Below are 21,774 nucleotides of genomic sequence, written 5' to 3'. Positions count from 1 at the left end.
GTCGGGCCGTCTCCGAGATGCCAGCTGCCCCACCCGGGGCGGGCGGGGCAGCTGGGTCCGGCGCGATCGGGACCCCACCTGAGGGGGTACGTGGCCGGCCCGGACGGGGTGAGGGGCCGGGGCCCGGCCCGGTCAGGTGTAGCGGCCCGCGAACCAGGCGGCCGCCGCCCGGGTGTGGAGGGGGAACGCCAGTTCCGAGGGGGTGTGCAGGACGTGCCAGCCGGTCGTCTCGTCGGTCGGGACGGACGGCGGCAGAGAGGCGCGGGGGCGCGGCGGCAGCAGGCCGAACACCAGCAGGTGGCCGCGCGGGGAGGTCATCACGTCGGCGAGCGCGACATCGGAGGCCGGGGCCTCGATGCCGGTCTCCTCGCGGAGTTCGCGGGCGACGGCCTCGCGCCAGTCCTCACCGAAGTCGATGAAACCGCCGGGTAGGGCGACGCCGCCGAGGGACGGTTCGATGGTGCGGGTGATGACCACGAGGCCGGTGCCGGAGGCGTCCTCGACGGGGAGGAGGACGACGGCCACCGGAAGCGGGTTGCGGTAGGCGGTCGTTTCGCAGCCGGCACAGGTGCGGGGCCAGTCGGACGTGTCGAACGGGGCTCCGCAGGTGGAGCAGTGCGAGTCCCTCAGGTGTGCCGGCATGCGGCGATGGTATGCCAAGGGGCATGAGGATGAGGGTGGTTGTCGCGGTGCGGGTGGTGGCGGCGGTATGGGTGGCACAGGCGCTGCTCGGGCTACCGACACACGCCGCGGGCACGGCGAGTACGGCGGACACGGCGCACGCCGCGGACACCGCGGACACGGCAGGCACGGCGCACGCCGCGGACACGGCGAGTACGGCGGGCAGCGAGGAGGCGGCGAGCGCGGCAGGCCGCACGGGAACGGCGAGCGCGACGGGCCCGGTCGGAGCGGCGGCCGCCGCCCGGACGTGGAGCGCGACGGAAGGGGTGGCGGCGGCATCCGGGACGCCGAGGGCGCAGGACACGGCACGCGCGCCGCGCAACACGGCCGCCGTGGGCGAACCCGTCACGACAGGGGCGGCCCCTGGAACGCCGAGCACGGCGACAGCCCCGACGGGCACGGCGGGCGCCGCGGGCACGGCAGGCGCCCCCGGCCCGGCGGCCGGCCCGCGTCCGCGGTTCGTCGCGTTGCGGGAGGTCGATCCGAGTGTCGTCGAGGACATCCGGTACGCCGGGTCGCGGAACTTCACCGGAGCGGTGGTCGACGGGTACGAGGAGCCCGTGTGCCTCCTGGCGCGGCCGGTCGCCGAGGCGTTGCGGCGGGCGCAGCGGGAGGTGCTGCGGGCGGGGTACTCGCTGAAGGTGTACGACTGCTACCGGCCACAGCGGGCGGTGGACCGGTTCGTGCGCTGGGCCGGGGACGCGGCGGACCAGTCGACGAAGGCCGAGTTCTATCCCGAGGTCGACAAGGCGCGGCTGATCCCCGAGGGGTACATCGCCGCGCGGTCGGGCCACAGTCGCGGGAGCACGGTCGACGTGACGCTGGTGCGGTTGCCCGCCCGGCGGGAGGTGGACATGGGGACCAGGTTCGACTTCTTCGGCTCCCTGTCGCACACCGACGATCCCCGGGTGTCCGGGGCCGTGCGGGAGAACCGGCAGGTGCTGAAGCGGGTGTTGGGGGCGCAGGGGTTCGTGAACCTGCCCGTGGAGTGGTGGCACTTCACGTACCGGCCCGAGGCGTATCCGGATGCGTATTTCGACGTCCCGGTCGCTGTCGCCTCCGTCCGCCCGTGAGTACCGTGCCCGCATGACCTTCAGCTCGTACGAGGAATTCTGGCCGTACTACGTCGCGATGCACTCCCGGGCCGCCACCCGCTGGATCCATCTCACCGGCACGCTCACCGGCCTCGCGCTGAGCGCCTACGGGGTGGCGCGGGGCAGGAAGCGTTACCTCGCCGCGCTGCCGCTGATCGGGTACGGGACCGCCTGGCCGGCGCACTTCCTGATCGAGGGGAACAACCCGGCCACCTTCGGCAATCCGGCCTGGTCGTTGCGCGGGGACGCGCGGATGATCCGGATGATGCTGGCCGGGCGGGACGCCGAGTTGGGCGAGATCGCCCGCAAGTGGCTCGCCGAGAACCCGTGTCAGGAGGCCTCACCCGTGACAGACTCCTGACGACCCGTCAGAGGTCGTACCTGGGAGGGGCCTTGGCACGCACACGCACACCCGTCGTGGACGGGTGGTTCACCGAGGACGGTCCGGACGGTGGCTTCCGCCTGCTCGGCACCCGCTGCGCGGCCTGCGCCGCGGTGTTCTTCCCGCGCGAGGACGCGTACTGCCGCAATCCGCACTGCGCGGGGGGCGGCGCGCTCGTCGAGGTGCCGCTGTCCCCCCGGGGCCGGGTCTGGTCCTGCACCGACGGGCGCTACCGGCCGCCCGCGCCGTACGTGTCCGACCCCGAGGTGCCCTGGGAGCCGTACACGCTCGTCGCGGTGGAGCTGGAGGCGGAGGGGATGGTCGTGCTGGGGCAGGCGGTGCCCGGGGTGGGCGTCGCCGATCTGGCGGTCGGGACGGAGGTCGAGGTGGTGGCCGGCGTGCTGAACGAGGACGCCGGAACCGTCTGGACCACCTGGCGGTTCCGGCCGGTGGGAGCGGCCTCGTGAGCGCCGACGTCGCCGTCCTCGGGGCCGGGATGCACCCGTGGGGCAAATGGGGTCGCGGCTTCGTCGAGTACGGGCGGGCGGCCGCCCTCGCCGCGCTCGCCGACGCGGGCCTGGAGTGGACGGACGTGCAGTCGATCGTCGGCGCCGACACCGTCCGCTCGGGCTACCCGGGCTACGTCGCCGGCGCCACCTTCGCCCGGGCCCTCGGCTGGCAGGGCGCCCGGGTGACGAGCGTGTACGCGGCCTGCGCCTCCGGGGCACAGGCGATCGGCGCGGCCCGGGCGCAGATCCTGGCGGGGCTGGCCGACGTGGTGCTGGTGGTGGGCGCCGACGCCGCGCCCAAGGGGTTCTTCGCCCCGGCGGGCGGCGAACGGCCCGACGATCCGGACTGGCTCCGGTTCCGGCTGCTGGGTGCCACGAACCCGGCGTACTTCGCGCTGTACGCCCGCCGCCGGATGGCCCTGTACGGGGACACCGGCGAGGACTTCGCGCTGGTCAAGGTGAAGAACGCGGCGGCGGGCGCACTCAACCCGAACGCCCGCTACCGCAAGCCGGTGAGCGCCGAGGAGGTGGCCGCCTCGGCGGTGGTGGCCGATCCGCTGCGGCTGCTCGACATCTGCGCGACCTCGGACGGGGGCGCGGCCCTGGTGCTGAGCAGCATGGAGTTCGCCCGGGCGCGCGGGGCCGCGGACCCGGTGCGGATCCGGGCGGTGTCGACGGTGACGCCCACGTATCCGCGTACGGTGCTGGACCTGCCGGACATCGCCACCGACTCCGCGACGGCCGGGTCGCCGTCCGGGGGTTCCTTCCGGTCGTCGATCGCGCGGGCGGCGTACGAGGAGGCGGGGATCGGGCCCGACGACCTGTCGCTCGCCGAGGTGTACGACCTCTCCACGGCGCTGGAGTTGCAGTGGTACGAGGACATCGGGCTCTGCGGCGAGGGTGAGGGGGCCAAGCTCGTACGGGACGGGGCGACGGCCCTCGGCGGCCGGGTGCCGGTCAACGCGAGCGGCGGGCTGGCCTCCTTCGGGGAGGCGGTGCCGGCCCAGGCCATCGCCCAGGTGTGCGAGTTGACGTGGCAGCTGCGGGGGACGGCCGGCGCCCGCCAGGTGCCGGGGGCGCGGGTCGGGATCACCGCCAACCAAGGTCTGTTCGGCCACGGTTCGTCGGTCGTGGCCGTGCGCTGAGGCGCGCGGGGCGGGGCCGCGGGGACCGCCGGGGGCGGCGGCGCGACGGTCGGGCGGGGCGTGAACAGGGTGTGTTGCCCGAACGCTTGACGGTCCCGGACGGCGGGTTCACACTCTCCCCACGGTCCCGCGCCGCGACCGGGGCCTCCCTCGATCCCCCCATGAGAGCTGCGGTCCGTACCCCAGTCGGCGGGGGTACGGGCCGCCTCCATGTCGGGCGCCCGCGGCCGACCGGCGGGCTGCCGCCGTCAGGCCGCGCACATCATCGGGCCCCCGCCCCTCGGGCCCCCGCCGTCAGGCTGCGACGGCGTTCACGGGCCAGCGACATGGCGTGTTCCACGACTCCGACCAGGACGTCCTTGACGGACTCCCGGTCACGGGCGTCGCAGAGCAGCACCGGCACTCCCGGGTCGAGGTCGAGCGCCTCGCGGAGCGTGACCACCGGGTGGCGGGCCGCGCCGTCGAAGCAGTTGACCGCGACGACGAAGGGGATGCCGCGCCGCTCGAAGTAGTCGATCGCCGCGAAGCAGTCGGCGAGTCGACGGGTGTCGGCGAGGACCACGGCGCCGAGCGAGCCCTGCGCCAGTTCGTCCCACAGGAACCAGAAGCGGTCCTGTCCGGGCGTGCCGAAGAGGTACAGGACGAGGTCCTCGCGCAGGGTGATGCGACCGAAGTCCATGGCCACGGTCGTGGTGCTCTTGCCCTCCACCCCTTGTGTGTCGTCGATGCCGATGCCCGGCTCGGAGAGGCGTTCCTCCGTGCGCAGGGGTCGGATCTCGCTCACCGCGCCGACCAGGGTGGTCTTGCCCACCCCGAAACCGCCCGCGACCAGGATCTTCAGGGTCAGCGGCTCGACCGGCGACACGGCGTGCATCGCGCCGGTGCGGCTAGAGCGCCCGAAGGCCATTGATCACCTCACGCAGTATGGATTCGTCGGGGAGTTCGGCCGGTGGGACCGGCCGGGTCACGTGGACCAGTTCTTCGTCGACGAGGTCCCCGATCAGGACCCGGACCACGCCGATGGCGAGGTCGAGGTCCGCGGCGAGTTCCGCGACCGACTGGGGGCGTTCCCGGCACAGCCCGAGGATGTGGGCGTGTTCCGGGGACAGGGTCAGGTCCCAGACCGGATCGTCGGCCGCCGGTTCGGCGATGACGAGCGCGATCAGGTCGAGCCGGTGCCGGCCGGAGTGGCTGGTCCGGCCCCTGGTCATGGCGTACGGACGGACGACGGGACCCGCGTCGTCGTCGAACCAGTGGGGGTGCTCGGGCCGGGTCGGGGAGTCGGGGGTTCCCGGCGTGCTCAGGGCGTCGGTGGGGTGGTCCTGTCCTGATTCGCTCATCCGGTCCGACTCACCCTCCGGCTGGCAGCCCGGTGCGCGGGGCGGTCGCCAGGTGGTCGCCGACGCGCTTGACCATGAGGGTCATCTCGTAGGCGACCTGGCCGACGTCGGATTCGGAGTCGGCCAGGACGGCCAGGCAGCTGCCGTCGCCGGCGGCCATGACGAACAGGAAGGCCTCGTCGAGTTCGACGACCGTCTGGCGGACCCGGCCGGAGTCGAAGTGTCGGCCGACTCCCTTGGCCAGGCTGTGGAATCCGGACGCGACGGCGGCGAGGTGCTCGCTGTCCTCCCGGGTGAGGTCCTGGGAGCTGCCCGTCGGCAGGCCGTCCCCGGAGAGGACGACGGCCTTGCGGATGCTGGCGACCTTGTCGACGAGCTCGTCGAGGAGCCAGTTGAGCGGGCCGCGGCCCCTGCTGTCGTTCCCGGTCTGCGGTGCGGTCATCGACCGTCCCCTTCGTTCTCGTGCGCGGGACCGGAGGCGGCGGGGGTGCCTGTCCCGGTCTCGGACTGCTGCTGCGCGTGCTGGTCGCGGCCCGCGGTCCAGCCCCGCTGGAGGGCGGACATGCGGGTGCGTACGTCTTCGGCGTCGCGGTCGATCACCTGGTCGGTGGTGGCTTCGACGGCGGCGGCGCCGGGGCCGTTCTTGAGCTGGGGCGCGAGGTTGGCCTGGCGGACCCGGCGGGGCAGGCCGCCGGGGCCCGCGGCGGGCTGCGTACGGCCGACCTCCGGTCCGGCGCCGACCGCGGGCTTCGCCGGTACCGCCCGGGGTTCGACGCGGCGGCCGTGCTCGGCGACCAGGGTCGGGGTGGGCCGGCGCCGGGGCAGCGGGACGGTCCCGTCGGGACGGGCCGTGTCGGGGCGGGTGCGCTCCAGCCGGACCGGGCCGGTCGAGGCGGCCGGCCCGCGGTCGGGGGCGGCGGCGCCCCGGGATGCGGTGCGGACGCCGTCGGCGGTCGGGTCCGCACCCTCGCCCCGGTCGTGGTGGTGGTCGGCGCCGCGGTCGCCGATCCGGTCGCCCTTCCAGGCGGAGCCGCGCCCGGGGTGCCGGTCGCCGTGCGGGCGGTCGGCCGAGCGCAGCCCGAGCAGGGCGGTGCGGGGGATGCCGCCGGGCGGGGTCTCGTCGTCGAGGGTGGCCATGGGTGGGCGGGTGCCCGTCGCCGTGAGGGCCGCGAGGTCGTCGGCGGCGCCCGGGCCGTCGAGGGCGTCCAGGCCGAGGACGCCGAGCGGGCCCTCCAGTTCGACGGGGCCGTTCAGCACGCCGGCGGGCAGCGGGCGGGGCGGGACGCCCCGGTCGACGGCCAGGGGCGCCGGGCGGCGGGGGCCCTTGCCGACGGGGCCGCCCTTGACGCCCTTGGGGGTCTTGCCGCCCAGTCCCCCGAGGCCGTTGAGGCGGATGCCGGTGCCGTTGGTGTCGGGGGCCTCGGTGAGCAGCTCGGCCGGGAGGAAGACCACCGCGGTGGTGCCTCCGTACGGGCTGGGCTGGAGGACGACCTTGACCGCGTGCCGGCGGGCCAGCCGGCTGACGACGAACAGGCCCAGGCGGTCGGTGTCGGAGAGTTCGAACTCGGGGGTCTCGGCGAGCCGGAGGTTCGCGTCGAGGAGGGCCTCGGGGTTCATGCCGAGGCCGCGGTCGTGGATCTCCAGGGTGAAGCCGTTGGCCACCCGCTCGCCGTGGACCTGGACGGCGGTGTGCGGGGGCGAGAACACGGTCGCGTTCTCCAGGAGTTCCGCGACGAGGTGGGTGACGTCGGCGACGGCCGGGCCCTCGATGCCCAGGCGTGGCAGCCGGCGCACCTCGATGCGCTCGTAGTCCTCGACCTCGGCCACGGCGGCCCGGACCACGTCCATGAGCTGCACGGGCTTGCGCCACTGGCGGGAGGGCGCGGCGCCGGAGAGGATCACCAGGCCCTCGGCGTGCCGGCGCATGCGGGTGGTCATGTGGTCGAGGCGGAACAGGTCGGCGAGTTCGTCGGTGTCCTCGGTGCGCCGTTCCATGGTGTCGAGGAGGGTCAGCTGGCGGTGCAGCAGGACCTGGTTGCGGCGGGCCAGGTTCACGAACACCTCGGAGACGCCCCGGCGCAGTTCGGCCTGCTTGACGGCGGCCTCGACGGCGGCCCGTTGGAGGGAGTTGAGGGCCAGGGCCACCTGGCCGACCTCGTCCTTCTCGAACTCCAGGCGGGGCGCCTCGGTCTCCACGTCGACGACCTCGCCGGCCGCGAGCCGGCGCATGACGCCGGGCAGCCGGACGCCGGACGCCTCGTGGGCGTCCTTGCGGAGCTGGGACAGGTCGCGGATCAGGTCGCGGCCGATGCGGACGGACAGGACGAGGGAGACGGCCAGGGCGATGAAGCCGAGGACGCCCGCGACGGCGGCCTGGACCAGGACGCCCATCGCGACGGGCTCGACGCGCTTTTGGTAGCGGTCGCCCGCGGCGGTGCCCATCGCGGCGAGGTCGTCGAGGACCTTGCCGGAGGCCTCGTCCCACTGGGCGGCGGTGACGGTGCGCGGGGGTTTGACGGCGCCCCCGGCGATGAACCGTTCCTCCACGTCACGCAGGGCCTTGCTCTCGGGTCCCTGCCAGTACTGCTCGAACAGGCCGCGGTCCTCGGCGGGCAGGATCGCCAGGTTGACCTCGTACAGCAGGGCCCGGTTCGCGGCGAAGCCGGACACCCGGCGGACGTCCTCGGCGGTGATCCGGCCGGCCGCGAGGGCGGAGGATATGACCGCGTCCTCGCGGGAGAGGGCCTCGCGGGCCCGGGTGGCGCCGACGAGGGCGCGCCCCTGCTTGTCCATCTCGACGTCGTCCAGGGCGTGGAGGTTCATCAGGAAGGCGTAGCAGGGGTCGACCAGCCGGCTGTACAGCTCCAGGGCCTGGCCCGGGTCGAGGGCGTTGCGGTCGACGGAGTTGCGCAGCGCCGAGATGCCGTGGAAGGCGTCGAGGACGGAGCGCAGTCGGCCGGCGGTGAGGGAGTTGAGTTCGTCGGTGACTTCGGGGTCGGCTGCGTTCTCGGTGAGCCGGCGGAACATCGCGTCGGTGGCGGCCCGGCTCTTGGTGAGTTCGGTGGTGGCGGCGGAGGCGCGGGGGTCGCCGATGACGACGAGGCTCTGCCGGCGCTCCTTCTGCAGGACCCGTGCGACGTCCTCGACGGGGTAGCCGACCTTCTCGATCACGTAGGCGACGTCGAGCAGTTGCACGGCCTGTCGCCCGGTGATGACCGTCGCGAAGCCCCAGAGGGCGGTCAGGGAGACGAGCGGCACCAGGAGCAACGCCACGATCTTCCGGCGGATGGATTTCCCGCGAAAGCGCATGGCCTCCCCAGCCTCCCCCAGCTCAACCCGCTTCTCGGGGGTCGGTGTTCCGTCATTTAAACGGCGTGAGCCTACTACTGACAGGGAGCGACCTCGAAGGGGTGTCCGGACGTTTTCGGCCTGACCCTCGCACTAAGATCACCAGTTGTCCCATAGTTCCGGTCAAGTCCGGCCCGATATGTGGCAGATGACACTCGGTGGGGTGTCGGTTCCCTTCAGGTGACGGATGGCTGGAATTCTTCGTTCCGGGTGGGTGGGCGGCGTGGGTCGTGTCCGCGATGCGGGAATCTCCCGGCTTCCCCGTACGTCTGACATGACGTGTGGGCGCGCGCGGGGCGGGCAGGTGTGGGAGCAGGCTCTGCGGACCGCGCGGTGGGGAGTGGGCGGACCATGAGGATGTACGAGGAGAACGGCGTGGCGAGCGAGGCGCCGGGGCGCGGCCTGTGGGTGGAGGAACCCGCGCGCCGTCGCCGGATGCCGGATCCGGTGCGGGCCTCCGCGGTGCGGGCGGTGCTGATCGTGGCGGTCGTCCTGACGGAGGCCACCATCACGTTCTTCCTCACGCTGACGGGCTCGCTGCTGGCCTTCCCCATGGTGATCTGCGGGGTCGCCGGGACGGTGGTCGCCACCTGGGGGGTGCTGGACGTGTGGATCACCCGGCAGATGTGGCACCAGCGGAACGGGGTGGTGTCGCAGCCCAGCAGCGCGGCCTCCCCCGGCCGGAGCTGGAGCGAGCGCCGGGGCCCGATACCCGTCGCGCGGCCGCGGTAGGGGCGGGAGCCGGGCCCGGCGCGGCCCCGCGCCGGCGGCGGGCCGAACCGTTCCCGGGCCGGACCCGTTCCCGGGCCGGGCCCGGCGCGGCGGGGCCGGCCCGGGGCGCTACGAAGCGCCGCCCCGGCGGAACATGCGGGTCGCCGTGATCTCGCCGTGGATGGTCTCCCCGTCCGGGGAGGGTTGGGGCAGCCCCGGCCGCAGGTGCTCCTCGACGCTGATGTACTTCAGGCCCGCCCGCAGGTCCGCGTCGTTGCGCAGCCGGATGACCAGCGGGAACTCGGCCAGGGCCGTGGTGTCGAAGAGACCCGTGGTGTACAGCAGTTGGACACCGAGGGCGTCGGACACGGCCCGCTGGAGCTCCAGCAGGTAGGTGGCGTTGGCGCGTCCGATCGGGTTGTCGAGGAAGAGCGTGCCCGCGTGGCGGTGCTTGTCGCGGCCCCGGTCGTTGCTGCGCAGCGCCGCCATCGTGCAGTAGAGGGCGATGGCGGCGGTGAGGAGCTGCCCGCCGGAGAACACGTCGCCCATCTGGCCGACCGGGACCCGCTCGGCGCGCAGGACCGCGTCCGGCTTGAGGATCTCCACGGCGATGCCCTTGGGTTCCAGCGCCGCCTGGACGCCGCGCAGCAGCAGGGACATCCCGTCGCGGCGGCCCTCGCCGAAGGAGGCGGTGCTGTTCTTCTTGACGGCGGCCCGGGTGGCCTCGTCGATGACCTCGCCGAGCCGCTCGGTCAGGACGGCCTGGTCCGGTTCCTCGAAGCGGATCCGCAGGAACTCCTGCCCCGACCACTCCCCCAGCCCCTCGGGCAGTTGGGACAGGCGCTGCGCGGAGCGCAGGGTGGCCAGGGCGGACTCGACGAGGCCGCGCAGCCGGTCGACGATGCTGTCGCGGTTGCGTTCCAGCTGGGCGAGCTCGTCGGTCAGTACGCGCAGCCGGGGCGCGAAGGCGGTGGCCCAGGCGGCGGCGTGCTCCGGCAGGGCGGAGGCGGGCAGTTCGCGGATCTGCTGGCGCGCGGGGGTGCGCACCTGCTCGTAGCGGTTGGCGTTGGCGTGCCGGACGAGTACGTCGCTCGCCTCGCGGACGCCGGACTCGGCCGCCGAGAGGTCGGCCGAGCAGGCGCGCAGGGAGCGGCGGGCCTCGGCGGCGGACTGCCGGGCCTCCTCCAGGGTCCCCGGGTGCGGCGCCGGTTCCTGCTCGTCGTCCGGGTGGGTGTGGTCGCGCAGCAGGTCCCGCAGCATGGCGGCGGTCTCGTCGAAACCGCCGGCGCCGTCCTCGGCGGCGCGGTGGGCGCGCAGCAGGTCCGCGTGGGCGGACCGGGCGGCGTCGACGGCCGCGCTGTGCGCGGCGAGCTGGGCGGTGGCGGTGCGCAGCAGGCCCTGGGCCTGTTCGACGTCGGCCGGGACCAGTTCCTCGGGCAGCTCGGTGTGCGCCTCCCCCTCGGCGGGGGCGTGCCGTTCGGCCTCGCCGCGCAGTCGGCCGAGCTGCTCGCTCGCGGTGGACGCGCGCGTCTCCAGCATCTGTACGAGGGCTTCGGCGCGGGCGGCCGCGGCCTGCCGGGAGGGTCCGTCGGCGCCGTCGGTGCCTTCGAGGAGTTGGCCGGCGCGGGTGCGCACCTTGTTGGTGAGCCGGTCGAGTTCGGTCAGCGCGCCGCTCTCGTCGCTCTCGGCGCGGGCCTGTTCGGCGCGCAGGTCGGCGCCGACGCCGACCTTCTCGTAGAGCCGGGAGGCCGCGCGGTAGGCCTCGCGCAGTTCGGGCAACGGGGCCTTGGCGGCGCCCGGCGGCTCCTCGGGGAGGGGTTCGGGGGCGCCGGCGATCTCGGCGCGTTCGGCGCGCAGCGCGCGCGCGGTGCGGCGGGCGTCGTCGGCGGCGCGCTGGGCGGCCCGGCGGTCCTCGTCGGCGGAGCGGGCCCGGTCCAGGCAGGCCTCGGCGCGGGCTTCGGACTCGGCGGCCTCGTCGGCGAGTTCGCGCAGCCGGGCCTGCCAGCCGGCGCGCTCGCGCAGGCGGTGGGCGAGCCCGGACAGGACGTCGGCGACGCGGCGGGCGCGCTGGGCGCTCTCCTGCCGGTCGTCGCGTACCCGGTTGGCGTCGGCGGCGGCCTCGTCGGCCTCGGCGCGGACGGTACGGGCCTCCGCGAGTTCGGCGTCGGCCTCCTCGGCGAACGTCCGGGCGGCGGCGGCCCGGCCCGCCAGTTCGGCGAGCCGGCCGGGCGGGCAGCCGGTGCGCCAGGAGGCGAGGCGGGCGGCGAGCTCCCGGTCACCGGAGAGGCGGGCGGCGAGGTCGCGGATCTCGGTGTCGCGGGCGCCGGCGCGGGCGCGCAGGGCCTGGCGTTCCTCGTCGGCGGCGTGCTCGTCGTGCATGGCCGGGTTCGGCGGGACCAGGAAGACGTCCGGATCGCCCGCCGGGCCGGCGGTCGACGGGACGGGGGCCAGCAGGGCGGCGGCGGTGCCCACGGCCACGGTGGAGCGGGGCAGCAGGGCGGCGCCGGTGAGGACCTCGCGGGCGCGGGAGTGCGTGTCGGGGTCGGTGATCACGACGCCGTCGACGAGTTCGGGGCGGGCCGCGAGGACCGCCGCGTGGTCGGCGGGGTCCACGGACTGGGCGAGGTAGCGCCAGCCGGGGAGGGCCGGGATGCCGTGTTCGCCGAGGTACTCGACGGTGGCGAGGACGTCCGGGCCGGGCGGCAGCAGGCCGCCGTCGCCGAGGGCGGCCAGGATGCGGGAGTCGTCGGCGGCGGCGGTGCGCAGCTCGAAGAGCTGGCGTTCGGCGGCGGTGACCTGGTCGCCGAGCAGGGTGCGCAGGTCGTCTGCGCCCCGGTCGAGGTCCTCGGCGGTGAGCCAACCGCTCTCGGCGGCGCCGGGCTCGCGTTCGGCCACGTCGGCCGGCCCGGCGCCGGAACGCGGGCGCGGGACGTCGGCGTCGGGCCCGGACGGGAGGCCCAGGAGGGCGGCCAGTCGGGGGGAGCCGGCGAGGGAGGCGGCGGCGCGTTCCTCGGCCCCGTGGGCGGCTTCGGCCGCGTCGGCGGCGTCCGCGGCCCGGGCGGCGGTGAGTTCGGCGCGGGATTCGACGGCGGCGGCCTCGCGGGCGGCGTCGGAGGCGCCGCGGGCGGCCTCGCGGGCCTCGTCCCAGGCGGCGACGGCGGTCTTCTCCGCGTCGCTGGCGGCGAGCGCGGCGCGCGCCGGGTCGGCGTCGGGCGCGGAGTCGTCGAGCCAGCCGGCCTTGACGGCCTCGGCGGTCTCCTGCTGGACCTCCGCGAGGCGGGCCCGCAGGTGTTCGGCCTCGCTGCGGGCCCGCTGGGCGGCCGTGGCGGCGGCGGTGGCGTCGCGGTGGGCGCCCTCACCGAGGCGTTGCAGCTCGGCGGAACGCTCCTCCTCCTCGTTGGCGGCGCGCTCGCCGTGCTCGGCGGCGGTGTGCAGGGCCCGTACGAGGGCGCCGGCCGCGTCGGCGCGGGCGGCCAGTGCCGGGGCGGCGTCCCGCTCGGCCTCCAGGATGGCGGCGGCGACGCGCGTGGAGCGGTCCGCGGCGGCCCGGTGGCGCAGCACGGTCTCGGCGGCCTGCCAGGCGGCGTGCAGGGTGCGGGCTTCGAGCAGCTCGCGCCGCTGGGCGGCGGCGGCCTTGTCGGCGACGGTCAGGGCCAGCGAGGCGTGCCGGTAGGCGAGTTCGGCGGAGACGGCGGCGCTGCGGGCGCGCGCGGACTCGGCGGCGGTCACCTGGTGGGCGGCGCCGGTGACCTGCTGCGCGAGGTCGGCGGCGCGCACGCGTTCCCCGGCGGCGCGGGCGGACAGCCGCCGGGCCAGGGTGCGCGTACGCCGTTCGGCGCCGGCGTGGACGTCCCGCAGTCGGGAGCGGGTGGCGGCGGCTTCGACGATGCGGGTGAGCAGGTCGACGGAGCCGGCGGTGAAGTCGCGTTCGGCCATCAACTCGGCCCGGCGGCCCAGCTTGTTGCCGAAGCCGTGGACGAGGTCGGCGAGTCCGTCGGTGTCGCGGGTGTCGGTGACGGCGCGCAGCAGCAGGTCGGTGAAGTCGGAGTCCTTCTTGACCGCGAAGAGGCCGGCGGCCTCGCCCTCGTCGGCGTTCATCTCGCGCTGGTAGCGGAAGAGTTCGGGGTCGAGGCCGACGTCGGTGAGGTGTTCGTTCCAGCGGTCGTGGATCTCCTCCCAGTACACCTCCAGGTGCGGGTACGCCTTGCCGGCCTCGGTGAGGGCGTCGCGGAAGCCCTTCATGGTGCGGCGGCGGCCCTGGGCGCCGGAGACGCCCTCGACGGGCGGGCGCACCGAAGTGGCTTCGGCGACCGGGAGGTTGTCCAGGCTGAGGCCCGGTCCGGGGCGGAAGGAGTACCAGGCCTCGGCGAACTTGCGCGGGTCGTTGGAGACCTGCCGGCCGCGCCATTCGCTGACCTTGCCGACGACGACGCACTCGCCGGTGCGGGTGTGCTGCCATTCCAGGGCGACGTGGCCGCAGTCGTCGGCGAGCAGGAACTTGCGCAGCACGCCGGAGCTGGCGCCGCCGAGGGTGTTGCGGTGGCCCGGGAGCATCACCGAGAAGATCAGCTTGAGCAGGACGGACTTTCCGCCGCCGTTCTCCAGGAAGAGCACGCCGGCCGGCGCGGGTCGCCGCGGCGGGCCGGCGGGCTCCTCCTCGAAGAACTCCGCCTGGGCGGGCGCCGGATGGGGCACCGGTTCGCCGACTCCGCGCAGGTCGAGCACGGTGTCGGCGTAGCGCGCGCCGGCGGGCCCGATGGAGTAGAGGCGGATCCGGGACAGCTCGTACATTTCGGCGGACTCTCGTGGTCTCTGGTAGGTCGTGCGTACGTACGGAAGGGGCGTGCGGCTCAGGCGTGGAAGGGGAGCCCCGCGTCGGCGGCGAGGTCCAGGTCGTCGCCCTCGGGCGGGGGCAGCAGGGTGGGGGAACCGTCGCCTACGGGGACCACGCCGAGTTCCAGGAGCTCGGCCATGGCCGAGCTGCCCGCCATGTCGCGGACCTGGAGCTGGTAGCGGGGGGTGGTGCGGTAGGTGCCGCCGGAGTCGTCGCCGGTGCGCTGGAGGAAGCCGGACTCGGTGAGGAACGCGGCGGCCTTGCCGACGATGCCGGTGGTGGAACCGGCGAGGCGGCGGGCGTCCTTGGTGGCCCCGGTCGCGCTGCGGCGGGTCCAGACCCGCCAGGCGGCCTCCAGACCGGGGGCGTCGGAGGCCGGGTCGGTGTTCTCGCCGAGTTCCCCGGCGCGTTCCTCCAGCCGGCGGCAGGTCTGCCGGACGAAGGAGTCGACCCCGTTGACGGTGATCCGGCCGATGTAGCCGTCGTCGGCGAGGTCCTCGGGACGGGGGAAGGCGAGGGCGGCCACGGCGAGGTGGGCGAGGCCGTGCAGGAAGCGGTCGCCGCCGTCGGCGGTGGTGCGGCGCGCGTAGTCGCCCATGCGGACGGCGAAGACGGAGTCCTCGCCGGCGGCGACGGCCATCCCGGCGCGCGGGGACACCTCCAGGACGACGAGTCCGAGCCCGGTGGCGACGGCGTCGGCGAGCCGGCCGAAGCCGGGGTCCTCGCGGTAGCGGCGCAGCAGTTCCGCGTACTCGGCGTCGCGGGCGGGCAGCAGCTTGGGCTGGAGCCCGAACGCGACGAGCCGGGCCGCGTCCGCGGCGTCGGCGGGGGTGAGGGCCCCGGAGGAGACGGCCGCGGCGGGCGCCGACGCCGGATCGGGCTCGGTCCACGCGGGGTGCGCGGCGTGGTGGTCGCTCACGGGTGGGTCTCCTCGGCGGTGCGGTGGTGGTTCCGTGCGGTGGTTCCGGGCCCGGTCGTCCGGGCCGTACGGGGCATGCGACCCGTACGGGGCATGCGGCCCGTACACGGCATGCGGCCCGCACGGGGTGCCGGGTCCACCACCCGCCCGGGTCCGCCGGCGGTACGGGCGTCGGGGCCGGTGGTGCGGCCCGCCCGGGTGGGGGTCATGCCGCCTCCGAACGGTCCGCGGCCATGCCGGCGGCGTCCAGGAGGGCGGTGCCGACGATGAGGTCGGCCCCGCCGAACTCGGGGTCGTCGAGCCGGGTCCCGTCGTCCACGGCGAACAGCAGCCGCTCCTCGCCCTGCCGGTACGCGGTACCCACCGCCGGGCTCGCCGCGTGGAGGGTCAGCAGGGCCACCAGGTAGGGCAGGTCCGGGTCGCCGCGGCGGGCCTCGGCCAGCAGCCCGGACAGTCGGCGCGGGGCGTCGTGGGGCAGGTCCAGGAGCCGGTTCGCGGCGGCGAGCTGCTCCTCGCTGAAGCGGCTGTCGTCGGGGGTGGCGATGAGGTCGGGCTCCGGCATCTCCACGCCGAGGTGCTCCCGCTCCAGGGGCGGGGTCAGCAGGATCTCGACGAGGTCGGCGACGCGCACCGAGACGGGCGTGCGCAGCCCGGTGCCCGCCGCGAAGAAGGCGTCGGTGACCCGGACGGCCTGTTCGAGCGGCAGGGGCAGCACCGGGGCCACCAGTTGGCCGTACAGGTCGATCCCGGAGCGCGGCGCGGGGGCGGCGAAGGCCTGCCGGTCCTGCTCGGCGCGGAACAGCGGGCCCGCGTCCAGCAGTCGGGACTGGAGCTGGGTGTGCCGGCGGATGCAGTCCTTGACGATGTCGACGAGCTCGGCGGCGCGCCGTTTGTTGTCGGGGTCCTCGGCCTCGTCGCGGGCCTTGCGGATGTTGGTGAGGATCGCGTTCTCGTGCCGGTAGCGGTCGGCGACGTGGTCGAGGGCCTCGGCAATCATGTCGGGGACGGCCTGGAGCCAGTCCACGGCCCGGACGTTGCGCCGCGTCGCGTCGAGCGTGCGCCGCAGGGTCTCCGCGTACTGGACGGTCCGGTAGCGGGCCTGCTCGGCCGCCAGCTGGGCGTCGGCGAGCCGGCCGCGGCTGATCAGCACCTCCAGCTTGACCTCGGCGGCGATCTGCGCGCTGGTGACATCGGTGTCGAGGGCTCCGACCAGGACGTTGACGGCCTCGTCCGTGGTGCGCAGGTACACCGCGCCGCCGTAGCCGGGGACCTCCTCGATCAGCTTGAAGTCGTAGTCGCGGCGGACGTAGACGCCGTCGGGCCCGAAGGTGCCGTAGATCGCGCGGAACCCGCGGTCCACGCTGCCGACGTTGATCAGGTTCTCCAGCACCCAGCGGGCGACCCGCTCGTGCTCGGCCGCCGGGCGGGACGGCGCCTGGGCCGCGACGCGCGGCAGCAGCCTGGCCACTATCTGCTCGGCGTCCGCGCCCGTGTCGAAGTCCATGTTCAGCGTGACCAGGTCGATCGCGGACAGCGCGACCTCCGCCATCGCGTAGACCCCGTACTCGCCGGCCAGATTGGCCTTGCGGACGTCGAGGTCGTGCAGCGGGGCGGTGCAGGCGAGGGCGCGCAGCCGCCGGGCCAGGCCCTCGTCGGCGGCCGGGCCCGGCGCCGGGGACGGAAGGGTCTTCGCCGGGGCAGGGAGAGTCACGACGGAAAGACTAGGCGCTGACACGGACAACATCCCAAACAGCATGGTTCGGCCGGATCGTCCCCGGCGCCGCGAACGGCCGGGGCGCACTGTTCCCCGGCAGCGGTCGCGCTGTTCTACGCTCGCGGCATGGCTTCCATGATCACACCCCGCGCGGCCGCGATCGACCTGAACGCCGACCTCGGCGAGGGCTTCGGGAGGTGGACGTTGACCGACGACGAGGCGCTGTTGTCGGTGGTGACGAGCGCGAACGTGGCCTGCGGGTTCCACGCGGGCGATCCGTCGATCATGCGCCGGGTCTGCGAGCTGGCCGCCGAGCGGGGCGTACGGATCGGCGCGCAGGTCTCGTACCGCGACCTGGCGGGCTTCGGGCGCCGCTCGATGGACGTGCCGCCGGGCGAACTGGCGGACGAGGTGGCGTACCAGATCGGGGCACTGGAGGTGTTCGCGCGCGCCGCCGGATCCCGGGTGTCGTACGTGAAACCGCACGGCGCGCTGTACAACCGCACCGTCCACGACGCGGGCCAGGCGGGCGCCGTCGTCGCCGGTATCCGCCTCGCGGCCGGCGCGGCGGGCCTGCCGGTCCTGGGCCTGCCCGGCTCGCTGCTGCTGGCCGCCGCCGGCGACGCCGGCCTGGACGCCGTCGCGGAGGCCTTCGCCGACCGGGCGTACACGGCCCTCGGCACCCTGCTCCCGCGCGGCGAGCCGGGTGCGGTGCTCCATGACCCGGACACGGTGGTCGCCCGGGCCGTCCGGATGGCCGCCGAGGGCGCGGTCACGGCCGCCGACGGGACCCCGGTCGCGGTGGCGGCGCGCTCGCTGTGCGTGCACGGCGACACCCCGGGCGCCGCCGACCTCGCCCGCCGGGTCCGCGAGGCCCTGGGCGGCGCCGGGGTCGAAGTGGCGGCCTTCGCGTGAGGATGCACCTGCTGCCGGTGGGCGAGCGCGGACTCCTCATCGAGGTGGGCTCGGCCGCCGAGGTCGCCGCCCTGCACGCCGAGGTGCTGCGCCGGCGCGACGCGGGCGAGCTGGCCGGCGTACGGGAGGTCGTGCCCGCCGCCCGGACCGTCCTGCTGGACGGGGTGCGCGATCCCGGAGCCCTGGCCGGGCGGATCGCCCGCTGGGAGGTTCCGGCCCTCGCGGACACCGAGGGGCCGCTGGTCACCGTCCCCGTCCGGTACGACGGCCCCGACCTCGCGGAGGTGGCCGCCGCCTGGCGGGTGGCGCCGGACGAGGTCCCGCGCCTGGTCGGCGGCACCGTCTTCCGGGTGGCCTTCTGCGGGTTCGCCCCCGGCTTCGGGTACCTGACGGGGCTGCCCCCACACCTGCGCGTGCCCCGCCGCGCCACGCCCCGCACGGCCGTCCCGGCGGGCTCCCTCGCCCTGGCCGGCGAGTACGCGGGCGTCTACCCCCGCTCCTCCCCCGGCGGCTGGCAGCTGATCGGCTCCACCGGCGCGGTGCTGTGGGACCCGGCCCGGCGACCGGCGGCCCTGTTCGCGCCCGGGGTACGGGTCCGGTTCACGGAGGGTGGGTCATGAGCGGGCTGCTGGTGCTGCGCCCGGGGGCCCTGACCACCGTCCAGGACCTCGGCCGGCCCGGGTACGCCCACTTCGGGGTGCCCCGGTCCGGGGCGCTCGACCTCGGGGCGTACGCCCTGGCCAACCGACTGCTGGGCAACCCGCCCGACGCGGCGGTGCTGGAGACCACCCTCGACGGGGTCGCCCTGCGCGCCCTGACCCCGGTGACGGTGGCCGTGACGGGCGCTCCCTGCGCGGTACGGGTCTGCGGCCGGCCGGCTGCCTGGGGAGCGCCGGTCCGGCTCCCGGCGGGGGCGGAGCTGGACGTGGGCCGGGCGGAGCCGGGAGTGCGGGGCTACGTCGCGGTGCGGGGTGGGTTCCGCGTCCCGCCGGTGCTGGGCAGTCGCTCGACGGACCTGCTGTCGGGGCTGGGCCCGGCCGTCCTGACGTCCGGAACGCTGCTCCCGGTGGGCACCCCGGGCCCGGATCCGATCCGGGGGGCGGACACCCTGCCCGCGCCGGCGCCCCCGACCGAACTGGTCCTGCCGCTGCGGTCGGGTCCCCGGGCCGACTGGTTCAGGGCGTCCTCGCTGCGGGCGCTGCTCACCTCGGCGTACCGGGTGTCGGCGGCGTCGAACCGGATCGGCCTGCGGACGGAGGCCGGCCCCCCGCTGGTCCGCGCCCGAACGGGTGAGCTGCCGAGCGAGGGCATGGTCCTCGGGGCGGTCCAGGTCCCCCCGGACGGCCTCCCGGTACTGTTCCTGGCCGACCACCCGGTGACCGGCGGCTACCCGGTGGTCGGCGTCGTCCCCGAGGGCCTTGCCCTGAACGCCGCCGCCCAGGCCCGCCCGGGCACCCGGGTTCGGTTCGTGGGGGCGTAGGGGGGGCCGGCGGTCGGGCCGGGGGCCGCGCGCCCCGACCCCGGGGATGGTTCCTACACCGCCGATTCCGGGGTGATGCGGCTGCGGACCGCCGACTGGACGTCCTCCTCCTCCGCCGGGTCCGTCGCGAGGCGACGGAGGCGGGGGGTGACGCGGGCGTCCGCGGTTTCCGCGTGGCGGGCCGCGACCTCGCGGGTGGTCTCCTCGCAGTCCCACAGGCATTCGACGGCGAAGCCGGCCGCGAAGGTCGGGTCCGTGCTCGCGAGGGCCCGGGCGGCACGACCTCGCAGGTGCGAGGAGGCCGTCTCGCGGTAGATGTGGCGCAGCACCGGGGCGGCGCAGCCGATGGAGAGCCGGCCCGCGCCGTCCACCAGGGTGAAGAGGCGGATCGTGTCCGGGCCGCAGCCACGGACGGTGGAGCGCAGGGCTCCGAGGACCAGTGCGGCGTCCTCGGGGCCGCCACGGGCCGCGAGGAGGGCCGCCGCGGCCGCTCCGAGGGCGTCGGGGCGGTGGATCCAGCGGCGGGCCCGGTCGAGGGCGGCGGGTCCGCACATGCGTTCGTAGGCGGCCACGGCGGGCTCGTCCCCGGCGGCTTCGATGAGGTCCAGGACGGCCGGGTTGTCCGGTTCGGCGAGGACCAGGTGGTGCAGGGCGGTGGCGCGGGCGGCCTCGCCCGAGGCCCCGGCGGCCGCCGCGAGGATCGCGGAGCGGTCCTCGGGCGCGGCGACGGCGGCGAGGCAGCGGGCCGCGGGCACGTGCAGCGGGGTGCCGCGGCGCAGCCCGTCGGCGGCCCAGTCGAAGACGGCCTGGACCCCCCAGCCGGGTCGGGGGCCGCTGGGCGTCAGCTGCCGCTGCCAACGGTCGAAGGAGCCCTGCTGCCGGGCGGCGCGCAGGCGCTCCCCGTACGGGGGCAGTTCCTCCCACAGGCACCACGGGCGGGGCTCGTAGGCGTCGCGCACGGCGGCGGCCAGCCGCGCCTCACCATCGGGGTCGGCGGGGAAGCGGGCGAGCACCGGCTCGGCGAGGGAGCGCAGGCCTTCGTCGTCGTCGCGCAGGGCGAGTTCGTCGAGGGCCCAGGCCCAGTTCGCGCCGGAGGCCGCGTACCGGCGCAGCAGCATGAGCGCGTCGTCGCGTCCGTAGGAGGCCAGGTGGCCGAGGACGGACAGCGCGAGGCCGGTCCGGTGGTCCTCCTCGTCGAGGAGGTCCTCGGCGCCGAAGAGGTGGGTCTCGATGGCGCCGAGGGGCCCGTCGAGGTCCAGGTACAGGCGGGCGTAGTACAGCGAGCGGTTCTCGACCTGCCAGTCCTGGCGCGGGTCGCGGAGCACGCACTGGTCGAGGGCCGCGAGGGCCTCGGGCCGGGGCGCCGCGAGGGCGTGCAGCGTGCCGTCGCCGCGGCCCCGCTGGAGGAGCCCGAGCAGCGTGCCGCTCGGCGCTATGACTGGTTCGAACATGGGAATGGCCTCAAATCAAGCTGGGGACGCAACCGGGAATCGAGATTCACAGGGCCGCGTAACAGCATGTGAGGACGTTCGCCGTCAGGTTCCGCTCGGTGTAGACCATTGCCTTCTCACTCTCGTCGGTGCTTCGCGACCGTGACGGCCGGTGCGGCAGGGGTGGGTGTGGACACCCGTCGTGTCCAGCCCGCTCCTGCCCGTCCGTCATGTCCGCGAATCGAATCCGACGCCATGATGACCCAGGCGGTTTGTGTGCCGCGACCACATTTAAGGCCGCTGTGACCAACCCGTGAGGTCGCGGGCCGGTCCCGGCCCGGGCTGGGCACGGGAAAAAGCGGATTACTTGGCTCCGAAGAGTTCCAGCAGGTCGGCCTTGGCGAACATGCGGGCCGTGTCCACGGCGGAGGGCGTGCCGGCGTTCGGGTCGGCCCCGCCGGCGAGCAGCGCGCGGATGACGGCCTCCTCGCCCTTGAAGACGGCTCCGGCGAGCGGGGTCTGACCGCGGTCGTTGGCGCGGTCGGCTTCGGCGCCGCGGGCGAGGAGGGCCGCGACGGCGTCGGCGTGACCGTGGTAGGCGGCGAGCATGACGAGGGTGTCGCCGCGGTCGTTGGTGAGGTTCGCGGGCACGCCCGCGTCGAGGTAGGCGGCCAGGCTCCCGGTCTCACCCTGACGGGCGAGGTCGAAGATCTTGGTGGCCAGTTCGATGACGTCCTCGTCGGGAGCGTCCTGGTGCTCGCTCATCGGTCGTACCGCCTTTCACTCGCTGCTTGCAGGCAAGAGTTTCCCCAGGCCACGAGGGCAGGGGGACGCACGGCACTGCGTCCGTACGGATGAATCGCCAGGGTAGCGCCCGTTCCGGGACATGGTGGGGGCGTCTCAAGGCAAGGATCCCGGCAACACCCTCCGGGGCGGACGCGCCAGCCGGGAGGGGCCGGTCAAGTGAAAAACACGCCGATTCACCCGTATGCACCTTTTGTCGCATTGATACTTGCTGTGAGCCTGGAAGAACTGATGGTGACCGTCCCCACCCACCAGGAGAACGCTCATGGTCCTGTCCATTTCAGGTGTCGTCCTGCTCGGCATCATCTGCTTCCTGTTCTTCAAGAAGGACGGGATGAAGCTGACGCACGCGTTCGTCTGCTCGCTCTTCGGCTTCTTCCTCGCCGGTTCCGCCATCGCGCCGAGCATCACGGCGAGTACGGCGAGCCTCGCGAGCCTGCTCGGCGGGATCAAGCTCTAGACCGCCCC

General features: G+C 75.1%; 19 protein-coding genes and 1 pseudogene. 9 read left to right on the top strand and 11 right to left on the bottom strand.

Going from position 1 to position 21,774, the window contains the following annotated elements:
• Window positions 1-132: 132 nt before the first annotated feature.
• Window positions 133-642: an NUDIX domain-containing protein gene (locus tag AB0D46_RS33075; RefSeq protein ID WP_362882987.1), complete on the bottom strand. Its 510-nt coding sequence runs from the start codon at window positions 640-642 to the stop codon at window positions 133-135.
• Between the two features lie 371 nt (window positions 643-1,013).
• Between AB0D46_RS33075 and AB0D46_RS33070 the strand changes: the two genes are divergently transcribed.
• The 4 genes from AB0D46_RS33070 to AB0D46_RS33055 are packed head-to-tail and all read left to right on the top strand — an operon-like array spanning window position 1,014 to window position 3,811.
• Complete coding sequence (locus AB0D46_RS33070; protein ID WP_362882999.1) at window positions 1,014-1,754, top strand: M15 family metallopeptidase; 741 nt, start codon at window positions 1,014-1,016, stop codon at window positions 1,752-1,754.
• A gap of 13 nt (window positions 1,755-1,767) precedes the next feature.
• A complete protein-coding gene (locus AB0D46_RS33065) occupies window positions 1,768-2,136 on the top strand; it encodes a DUF962 domain-containing protein (RefSeq protein WP_362882985.1) in 369 nt (122 codons plus the stop codon).
• Window positions 2,137-2,168: 32 nt separating this feature from the next.
• Window positions 2,169-2,624 (top strand): zinc ribbon domain-containing protein, encoded by a 456-nt coding sequence (locus tag AB0D46_RS33060; RefSeq protein WP_362882983.1) that lies wholly within the window; start codon window positions 2,169-2,171, stop codon window positions 2,622-2,624.
• On the top strand, window positions 2,621-3,811 hold the full coding sequence (locus AB0D46_RS33055) for a lipid-transfer protein (protein ID WP_362882981.1): 1,191 nt from the start codon (window positions 2,621-2,623) through the stop codon (window positions 3,809-3,811). Before AB0D46_RS33060 ends, AB0D46_RS33055 begins: the two co-directional genes overlap by 4 nt.
• Window positions 3,812-4,073: 262 nt before the next feature.
• Here AB0D46_RS33055 and AB0D46_RS33050 read toward each other — a convergent pair whose 3' ends face one another.
• From AB0D46_RS33050 to AB0D46_RS33035, 4 genes are read right to left on the bottom strand one after another with little or no spacing between them, the layout of a single operon-like run.
• Window positions 4,074-4,718 (bottom strand): ATP/GTP-binding protein, encoded by a 645-nt coding sequence (locus AB0D46_RS33050; RefSeq protein ID WP_362882979.1) that lies wholly within the window; start codon window positions 4,716-4,718, stop codon window positions 4,074-4,076.
• Window positions 4,699-5,151, bottom strand: a complete 453-nt coding sequence (locus AB0D46_RS33045; RefSeq protein ID WP_362882977.1) for a DUF742 domain-containing protein — start codon at window positions 5,149-5,151, stop codon at window positions 4,699-4,701. Before AB0D46_RS33045 ends, AB0D46_RS33050 begins: the two co-directional genes overlap by 20 nt.
• A gap of 10 nt (window positions 5,152-5,161) precedes the next feature.
• Window positions 5,162-5,593: a roadblock/LC7 domain-containing protein gene (locus AB0D46_RS33040; protein ID WP_362882975.1), complete on the bottom strand. Its 432-nt coding sequence runs from the start codon at window positions 5,591-5,593 to the stop codon at window positions 5,162-5,164.
• A complete protein-coding gene (locus tag AB0D46_RS33035; RefSeq protein WP_362882973.1) occupies window positions 5,590-8,460 on the bottom strand; it encodes a nitrate- and nitrite sensing domain-containing protein in 2,871 nt (956 codons plus the stop codon). The genes AB0D46_RS33040 and AB0D46_RS33035 overlap by 4 nt, the downstream gene beginning before the upstream one ends.
• A 390-nt stretch (window positions 8,461-8,850) precedes the next feature.
• On the opposite strand from AB0D46_RS33035, the pseudogene AB0D46_RS33030 reads away from it, so the two are divergent.
• Window positions 8,851-9,171 (top strand): annotated as a pseudogene (locus AB0D46_RS33030) (hypothetical protein); the annotation flags it as partial.
• 168 nt (window positions 9,172-9,339) lie between these two features.
• On the opposite strand, the gene AB0D46_RS33025 reads toward AB0D46_RS33030, so the two are convergent.
• From AB0D46_RS33025 to AB0D46_RS33010, 4 genes are read right to left on the bottom strand one after another with little or no spacing between them, the layout of a single operon-like run.
• Entirely contained in the window at window positions 9,340-14,001 is a 4,662-nt protein-coding gene (locus AB0D46_RS33025) for a hypothetical protein (RefSeq protein ID WP_362882972.1), read from the bottom strand.
• Between the two features lie 59 nt (window positions 14,002-14,060).
• Window positions 14,061-14,963 carry a hypothetical protein gene (locus tag AB0D46_RS33020; protein WP_362882970.1) on the bottom strand — a complete coding sequence of 301 codons (903 nt, stop codon included), beginning with the start codon at window positions 14,961-14,963 and terminating at the stop codon, window positions 14,061-14,063.
• Window positions 14,960-15,172, bottom strand: coding sequence for a hypothetical protein (locus tag AB0D46_RS33015; RefSeq protein WP_362882968.1), 213 nt, complete (start codon window positions 15,170-15,172; stop codon window positions 14,960-14,962). Before AB0D46_RS33015 ends, AB0D46_RS33020 begins: the two co-directional genes overlap by 4 nt.
• Window positions 15,169-16,707, bottom strand: coding sequence for a hypothetical protein (locus AB0D46_RS33010; RefSeq protein WP_362882966.1), 1,539 nt, complete (start codon window positions 16,705-16,707; stop codon window positions 15,169-15,171). The genes AB0D46_RS33015 and AB0D46_RS33010 overlap by 4 nt, the downstream gene beginning before the upstream one ends.
• A gap of 105 nt (window positions 16,708-16,812) precedes the next feature.
• Between AB0D46_RS33010 and AB0D46_RS33005 the strand changes: the two genes are divergently transcribed.
• Genes AB0D46_RS33005 through AB0D46_RS32995 form a run of 3 tightly spaced genes read left to right on the top strand, consistent with a single transcriptional unit; the run spans window position 16,813 to window position 19,072 of the window.
• Entirely contained in the window at window positions 16,813-17,592 is a 780-nt protein-coding gene (locus AB0D46_RS33005) for a 5-oxoprolinase subunit PxpA (RefSeq protein WP_362882998.1), read from the top strand.
• Between the two features lie 2 nt (window positions 17,593-17,594).
• Window positions 17,595-18,212: an allophanate hydrolase subunit 1 gene (locus tag AB0D46_RS33000; RefSeq protein WP_362882997.1), complete on the top strand. Its 618-nt coding sequence runs from the start codon at window positions 17,595-17,597 to the stop codon at window positions 18,210-18,212.
• Complete coding sequence (locus AB0D46_RS32995; RefSeq protein WP_362882965.1) at window positions 18,209-19,072, top strand: biotin-dependent carboxyltransferase family protein; 864 nt, start codon at window positions 18,209-18,211, stop codon at window positions 19,070-19,072. Before AB0D46_RS33000 ends, AB0D46_RS32995 begins: the two co-directional genes overlap by 4 nt.
• 53 nt (window positions 19,073-19,125) lie before the next feature.
• Here the strand turns inward: AB0D46_RS32995 and AB0D46_RS32990 are convergent, their stop codons facing one another.
• Complete coding sequence (locus AB0D46_RS32990) at window positions 19,126-20,523, bottom strand: HEAT repeat domain-containing protein (protein WP_362882963.1); 1,398 nt, start codon at window positions 20,521-20,523, stop codon at window positions 19,126-19,128.
• A gap of 342 nt (window positions 20,524-20,865) precedes the next feature.
• A complete protein-coding gene (locus AB0D46_RS32985) occupies window positions 20,866-21,267 on the bottom strand; it encodes an ankyrin repeat domain-containing protein (RefSeq protein ID WP_362882961.1) in 402 nt (133 codons plus the stop codon).
• Window positions 21,268-21,571: 304 nt separating this feature from the next.
• Between AB0D46_RS32985 and AB0D46_RS32980 the strand changes: the two genes are divergently transcribed.
• Window positions 21,572-21,766: a hypothetical protein gene (locus AB0D46_RS32980; RefSeq protein ID WP_030031218.1), complete on the top strand. Its 195-nt coding sequence runs from the start codon at window positions 21,572-21,574 to the stop codon at window positions 21,764-21,766.
• The last annotated feature ends 8 nt before the right edge of the window (window positions 21,767-21,774 follow it).

This window comes from Streptomyces sp. NPDC048383 (genome assembly GCF_040651775.1).
GTDB lineage: Bacteria > Actinomycetota > Actinomycetes > Streptomycetales > Streptomycetaceae > Streptomyces.
This window is presented reverse-complemented; position numbering and strand designations above follow the sequence as displayed.